Below are 6,828 nucleotides of genomic sequence, written 5' to 3' on the forward strand. Positions count from 1 at the left end.
TCCTTGGTGTGTGCGTGCAGCCCCTGCGGGCCGGGCACATCGGATTTTTGGGGTTTTCAGGTTGCGCCTGGGTTACCCGGCGCAAACCCCGTGAAACAGAGAATAGCCGCTCTTCAGAACGGCTCAACCACCCGAACCGGGTAGCGGTGGTGAGGGTCGGGTGGTGCGCGTTCGCTGGAGGATTTCTGCGGGCGAGCGCCGATCCGGCTAGGGCTCGAGGCCCAGATCGCGCATACGTGCAACGGCTTCGTCGCGGCTCGTCACGCCGAGCTTCCCGTAGATATTCTTGAGGTGCCACTTGACCGTTTCCGGCGAGATGCCGAGGGTGCGGGCGATTTTCTTGTTCGGCAGCGTCTGGGCGAGCAGGCTGACCACCTTCGCCTCACGTTCGCTGAGCGCGTCGATGCCTGCCGGCGCCGCGCCGCTAGCCGCGGCCCTGGCGAGCGGCATGCTCGTGAGGCTCGCGGTGTGTGCCTGAGCGGCCTTGAGCCGGTCCACGTAAAAGGCGAGCACGGGTTCGCCCGGTTCGGCGCTCACGATTTGCAGGGCGAAATCCACGACGCCAGGTCCGGCGTCGAGAATGCTGCGCACGAGGCCAAGGCGGTGGCCCAGGCGCAGGGCGGACAGCGCGCTCTGGCGCGCGGCGTCCACCCGCCCGCGCTGAAAATCGACGAGCGCCGACTGCATGCGCAAGCGCGCGACCTGATGCAGCCATCCATGCTCGCCGCAAAACGCGACGAGCTCGTGCAGGTGGGTGAGCGCGCCTTCGAAGTCTTCGTGGGCGATGCACCAGTTCACGCGCGCTTCTTCGGCGAGCGCGTGGACTTCGCGCCACGTCAGCGGACGTTTGGGCCGCAGGCGGGCCGCGATAGCGGCGAGTTGCGCGAGGTCGGATTCGGCGTCGTCGAACTGGGCGCATTGCAGGTGGCGCTGCACCTGGGCCGCCAGGCTGTGGGCGGCGAGGCGTGGCAGGTCGTGGCGCAGCGCGAATTCTTCGAGCCGCTCCAGGTACGCGAACGCGTCGAGGCGATGACCCTCGGCCCAGTGCGCGGCCGAGAGCACCTTGAGCACGCGCAGCACGGAATCGGGGATGGACACGCGCTCTAGCACATCGACACGGTCCTCCAGCAGCTTGCGTGTACCGGCGATATCGTTGAATTCGTAGAGCGCCTCGCCGAGCTGCGCCGCTGCGAAGCAGGCGGGTTCGGCTGCGCTGTTGCCGCGCTGGTCGGCCTCCGCGAGCACGTCGCGGCTGATGCGCTCGACCTGCGAGAACTGTCCCTCTAGCGCGTAGCTGAAGCCCACCAGAGCGCGGCCGTTGAGTACGCCGGCCGAGGTGCCCATCAACGGCGAGCCGCCGATCAGCGGGCGGGTTGCATCGAGCTGCGCGGACCGTGCCTGCTCGTATTCGCCGCAACGCATGTGGAGCCACGAGAGCAGATTGTTGCGCGCGCCGATGGAGAAGCTGTCGGCGTTCGCCGGCGCGGCGAGTAGCTCCGGAAGGTGGGCGCGCGCGCTGTCCGGATCGTCACGCTGGACGTCGACAGCCACGATCAGCAGCACGAGCCGGTAGCGTCCGGGAACGTCATCGGCCGGAATGTCGGCCTTGAGCCGCGCGATGCTGGCTGCACAGGCATCGAAATCGCGTGCATACAGCTCGAGTTGCAGACGCCACAGGCGCAGGCCGATGTGGGCCTCGACCTGGGCATGCGGCAGCTGATGGATGAGCGAAACGAGCTTGCGCAGATCGCCGGCCACCTGGAGGCCGCGCGCCGCCTTGAGGACGAGATCGGCGGCGGCGGCGGGCTGCCCGGCCTGCAGCGCGTGGCGGACGGCTTCGTCCGGCAGGTCGTGATCGCGGAACCAGCGCCAGGCGGCGTCGTGCACGGCGCGCTGCATCGCTTCGCTGCGCTCGCGCAAGCGTTGACGCAGCGTCTCGCGGAAAAGCGGATTGAGCCTGTACCACGTCTTGTTGCCGACCATCTCGATCTGCGCGATGAACAGATTGTCGGTCTCGAGCCGTTCGAGCAGGGCGGCGATGTCCGCTGGCGACTGTTCTTCGCCGACGAGCGCGACGCACAGCGACGAGCACCAGCGTGCGCATACCGACGTGCGGATCAGTAATTCGGTCTCGCTGGGCGAAAGACGCGACAGCACTTCACGATCGAAGTACGCGGCGAACGAGCTTGCGTCGTGCAAGGGGGCGTCGACGATTGGCGGCGTTGCGCTGGTACCTGGGCTCGAAGCCGCGCGGCGGCGCTTCAGCCGCATGGCGAAAAGTTGTAGTCCGGCCACCCAGCCGTCGGTGGTTTCGTGCATCTCGCGCGCGTCGTGCTCGCTCACGGTACCAAGCTGTGCGCGCAGGTATTCGGCGGACTCCGCGAACGTGAAGCGCAGGTCGCGCATGTCGAGTTCGAGCACGAGCCCATGGTCACGCAAGCGGCCGAGCGAGATCGGGCACGTGCCGCGCGAAACGAGCACGACGTGCAGGTTGGGCGGCGCATAGTCGAGCAGCCACTGCAGCGCCTTGTAGCTGCGTGGGGCGGCGATGTGATGCAGGTCGTCGATGACGAGGGCGATATCGCGCGTATGCCGACCTATGCCGCGCACCAATGCGATGACGGTGCGCTCGACCGCTTCGTCGTCTACGCCGCGGCCGCCAAAGAGACTCGCCTCCTGGCAGACATCGGCATCGATCTGCGCGAGACTCGCCACCAGGCTGTCGATGAAACTGGCCAGGTCGTTGTCGTCCGGTGACAGCGTTAGCCAGGCGAGATCGAAGCCCAGCGGCAGCAGGGCTTCTCGCCAGGCGACCAGCATTGTCGTCTTGCCGCAGCCCGCCGGGCCCTGAACCAGGATGCAGCGTTTGCGCCGGGCCTCAATGAGCTTGTCGATCAGACGCGTGCGCGCAACGGTGCGCGTCTTGTTGCGCGGCGCCATTACGCGGGATGTGACGCTGGAAGCAGCGTCTTTCTTCCCGGGTCGGTTCGCATCGAGAGGATCTGAACGTTGCGGCATGTGCGCGTGTGCCTTCCATTCGAAGTGCCGCCGATGCCTGGCACCTCTGATGATCTGTGGAGGATCGCACCATTGTAGCGCACGCCAGCACGGCTCCAATGCCGCGGCGTGGTCCTGCTGGCTCGCGACGTTGCCTGCAGCCGCGCAGCCGCCGGATTGCCGGTTCTATGCATCGTTGTTTGCCGCCAGGCGGGCGGCGTCGGGGGCGTGCCGAATGTCCGCGTTGTGCGCCTGGATCGTGCGCTCGCGCACGATCCGCACGACTTCGCCTTCGGCGCGCCATGTGTGGCAGGTATCCAGCAGGGGCAGCGACGACCCTTCGCCGGTGCGCGTGCCCATGACGGTCTGGAACGCCACGGTAGCCATCGGTCCCAGCAGTTCCGTGAGATGCGTGCAGCCGCGCGTGCCGCCCACCCTCGCGCGGACTTCCCTCGTGAAGCCTTCGCCGATCCGGATACCGACCAGTTTGTCGTAGGCCTCGTTGATTTCCGTGCAGTAGGGTGCCGGGGCCGCCCCGGTGCGCGCGCACGCGGCGCGGATCACGAGGCCGGCGTCCACGGTGATCGTGAGCCACATATCGTGCAGCGCGTCGCCCGCCGGCAGCACCTTTAACAATAGTTGCGAGCGTTGACCTTTCGTGTCTGTCATACGGGCTTCGATGTCGTAGAGACCGTCTTCGCGCACATAGCCGGTGCAGACAATCTGACGCGTATGGGCGAGCCGCCGCGGTGCGCTTGCAGTGGGATATCCGGACATGGTGTCTTGCTCCTGAATACGGTGACGCGCCTTGTGGTTCGATCAGCGGCTCGATCGTCCGATAGTGTCGGGCGAGCGGGATATTGTCCCCACCCGCACCGGGTAGTCGGCGACCCACGCCCGTTGCCGCCCGTCGCTGTCGGCACGCGCAACAGCCGTCAAACCTCGCCGCACACGCGTCTCGAATATGTCGGGTATTCCCGTCCCCACTCCGTTCGGGTAGTTGAGCCTTCCGCAAGGGCTGCAACACTGCGCCGCAAGTGCTGTGCAACGCGGGACGCGTTCCCCATTCGCAGCATCTGGCCGATGCGGGCAAACAACAACAGGAGACATGCATGCGGTTGATCAGGCAGAGCATTTGCGGGGCAGCGGCGGCGTTGATGGCCGCTAGCGCGGCGGCGCAGTCCAGCGTCACGCTTTACGGCGTGGCCGATGTGTTTTTCCAGTATCTCGATAATGGAGGCAACCATTCGTACTCGATGCGTAGCGGGGGCAATACGGGGTCGATGGTCGGCCTGAAGGGCAGCGAAGACCTTGGCAACGGGCTGAAGGCCGCATTCGACGTCGAAAGTGGGTTCAACATCAACAATGGCGCTTTGTTCGCCGACACGACGGCGCTCTTCTACCGGCAGGCATGGGTTGGCCTGAATCACGAAAAGTACGGCTCACTGACGTTTGGCCGCCAGTACCAGCCGACCTTCTGGATCGTCTACCCGACCGATCCTTTCCGAGGTAACGAAGTGCTGTCGCCGCTTTCAGCGGGCGTGCTGGCTGTCGATCGCAATACGCTCGCCACGCAAGCCGTCACGGGCCGTACGAGCAATTCGGTCCTCTATAAATCGCCGAATATGGGCGGGTTCCAGCTCTATGCGATGTATGGTTTTGCGGCCACCGTGACCCAGCCGGTGCCGGAGCAATCGGGAAATACGCTCGACCTCGGACTGTCGTACTCGGGTTACGGGCTCTACGCGGGCCTGGCGTACCAGTTCCAGCACCCCGGCACGGAAACGGTCCCCGGGCTGCCTGCCGCGCTCAACCTGGTGGACACCGAACATTACACGGGCGCAATCGGCTATCGCATCGGCATCGTCAACCTGCAGTTCAACTACGGGTATAACCGGCCGCACGACGCGTCGGCACACTCGCTCGCCGCGCTGCTGGGCGCCGCCAGGTCCAACAGCCTGATGGAATTCGGCGCGACGATTCAGGCGACGCCGGCCGACGCAATCATGATCGCCGGCTTCGAGCGCAACGTGCGAGGCGTGCACGACAACACGCCGGGCGTGCAGATCGGCGCCGATCACAGCCTGTCCAAGCGCACCTCGCTCTACATGCGGGCCGGTTATATGAAGAACAACGGCTCGGCGACGATGAGCTGGCCCGGGGTTTCCGTGTCTGGCCCCGGCACGAAGCAGGTGCTGGCCGTCGTCGGTATGACGCACCGTTTCTGATTACGAGGCGCTGGCGCTGTCCGGCCAGCGCATCACACATAACGATCAGGGAGAATTCCCCATGAAAATCGCAAGAACCGGCCAGGTTATTTTATTTGGTCTGCTGATGAATTTCGCAATTGGCGCGCATGCGCAGAACGATGTTTCATCGTCGCCTACGCCGATGGCAAGCTCCGGCGCTGCGACGTCGTCAAAGGCAGCCGACCGCGCGCTGCGCCGCCGCGTGCTCACCGCGCTAGGCAAGGCGAAGGGACTGCGCGCGACCGGTATCACCGTTCGTGCGCATGACGGCGCCGTGCTGCTCGAAGGCTGGGTGCCCGAGCAGGCCCAGATCGGCCTGGCTTCGCAGGTTGCCGAGGGGGTGCAGGGTGTGACCTCGGTGAAAAATACGCTGACGCTTTCGACGTTCTGACGCGGCTTGCGCAGCGTCGGGGTTAAAGCGTCAACCAACGAATCAAGGGGACGAAATTGAAAGTCATGGTTGCAGTGAAGCGCGTGGTGGACGCGAACGTGAAGGTCGGCGTCAGGTCTGACGGCACGGGCGTCGACATCGCCAATGTGAAGATGTCGATAAATCCGTTCGACGAAATCGCTGTGGAAGAAGCGGTGCGATTGAAAGACGCGGGCGTGGCTAGCGAGGTCATCGCGGTTTCTTGCGGTGTTTCGCAGAGCCAGGAAACGCTGCGCACGGCGCTGGCGATCGGCGCCGATCGCGCGATCCTGATCGAGTCGAACGAAGACCTCCAGCCGCTGGCTGTCGCCAAGCTGCTCAAGGCGCTGGTCGACAAGGAACAGCCTTCGCTGATCATCCTGGGCAAGCAGGCCATCGACGACGATTCGAACCAGACTGGCCAGATGCTCGCCGCGCTGGCGGATCTGCCGCAAGCGACCTTCGCTTCTAAAATCACGGTCGCCGACGGCAAGGCTACGGTCGCGCGTGAAGTCGATGGCGGCGCGGAAACGCTCTCGCTGACGCTGCCCGCGGTGGTGACGACGGACCTGCGCCTGAACGAGCCGCGCTACGTCACGCTGCCGAACATCATGAAGGCGAAAAAGAAGCCGCTGGAAACGATCAAGCCCGAAGATCTCGGTGTGGACGTCACGCCGCGTCTGAAGACGCTCAAGGTTGTCGAGCCGCCGAAGCGCTCGGCAGGCGTGAAGGTCGCCGACGTGAAGACGCTGGTCGAGAAGCTGAAGACCGAAGCCAAGGTGCTGTAAGGAGCGATGGAAAAATGACGAATCTGGTGAATCTGGTAATCGCTGAACACGACAATCAGTCGATCAAGGCGGCAACGCTGAACACGGTGGCAGCGGCGCTGAAGATCGGCGGCGACGTGCACGTGCTGGTCGCGGGTCACAACGCGCAGGCTGCGGCTGATGCGGCCGCGAAGATCGCGGGCGTGTCGAAGGTGCTGCTCGCCGACGCGCCGCAACTCGCGCAAGGTCTGGCCGAGAACGTCGAAGCGACGGTTCTGGGCATCGCGAAAAACTACTCGCACATCCTCGCGCCGGCAACGGCATCGGGCAAGAACGTCACGCCGCGTATCGCCGCGAAGCTCGACGTCGCGCAGATCAGCGACATCACGGCGGTGGACTCGCCGGA

General features: G+C 65.1%; 5 protein-coding genes and 1 pseudogene. 4 read left to right on the top strand and 2 right to left on the bottom strand.

Features of this window, described 5'->3' with window-relative positions; translation table 11 throughout:
• Positions 1-207: 207 nt before the first annotated feature.
• Positions 208-2,940, bottom strand: coding sequence for a winged helix-turn-helix domain-containing protein (locus B0G62_RS24275; protein ID WP_244193357.1), 2,733 nt, complete (start codon positions 2,938-2,940; stop codon positions 208-210).
• 243 nt (positions 2,941-3,183) lie between these two features.
• Entirely contained in the window at positions 3,184-3,774 is a 591-nt protein-coding gene (locus tag B0G62_RS24280) for a DUF2889 domain-containing protein (protein WP_103706752.1), read from the bottom strand.
• A 335-nt stretch (positions 3,775-4,109) separates the two neighbouring features.
• On the opposite strand from B0G62_RS24280, the gene B0G62_RS24285 reads away from it, so the two are divergent.
• The 4 genes and pseudogenes from B0G62_RS24285 to B0G62_RS24300 form a co-directional block, all read left to right on the top strand.
• Entirely contained in the window at positions 4,110-5,225 is a 1,116-nt protein-coding gene (locus B0G62_RS24285) for a porin (RefSeq protein WP_103706753.1), read from the top strand.
• A gap of 163 nt (positions 5,226-5,388) precedes the next feature.
• The gene (locus B0G62_RS24290) at positions 5,389-5,637 is read left to right on the top strand and encodes a BON domain-containing protein (protein ID WP_407671236.1); all 249 of its coding nucleotides are present in this window, start codon (positions 5,389-5,391) and stop codon (positions 5,635-5,637) included.
• Between the two features lie 56 nt (positions 5,638-5,693).
• A complete protein-coding gene (locus B0G62_RS24295) occupies positions 5,694-6,443 on the top strand; it encodes an electron transfer flavoprotein subunit beta/FixA family protein (protein WP_103706754.1) in 750 nt (249 codons plus the stop codon).
• Between the two features lie 23 nt (positions 6,444-6,466).
• Positions 6,467-6,828 (top strand): annotated as a pseudogene (locus tag B0G62_RS24300) (electron transfer flavoprotein subunit alpha/FixB family protein); the annotation flags it as partial.

The organism is Paraburkholderia eburnea (assembly GCF_002917095.1).
Lineage (GTDB): Bacteria > Pseudomonadota > Gammaproteobacteria > Burkholderiales > Burkholderiaceae > Paraburkholderia > Paraburkholderia eburnea.

Excerpts from the sequence above, each read along its gene's own strand:
- B0G62_RS24290 (WP_407671236.1), top strand. The coding sequence starts at position 5,389 with ATGGCAAGCTCCGGCGCTGCGACGTCGTCAAAGGCAGCCGACCGCGCG.
- B0G62_RS24285 (WP_103706753.1), top strand. The coding sequence starts at position 4,110 with ATGCGGTTGATCAGGCAGAGCATTTGCGGGGCAGCGGCGGCGTTGATG.
- B0G62_RS24280 (WP_103706752.1), bottom strand. The coding sequence starts at position 3,774 with ATGTCCGGATATCCCACTGCAAGCGCACCGCGGCGGCTCGCCCATACG.
- B0G62_RS24275 (WP_244193357.1), bottom strand. The coding sequence starts at position 2,940 with ATGGCGCCGCGCAACAAGACGCGCACCGTTGCGCGCACGCGTCTGATC.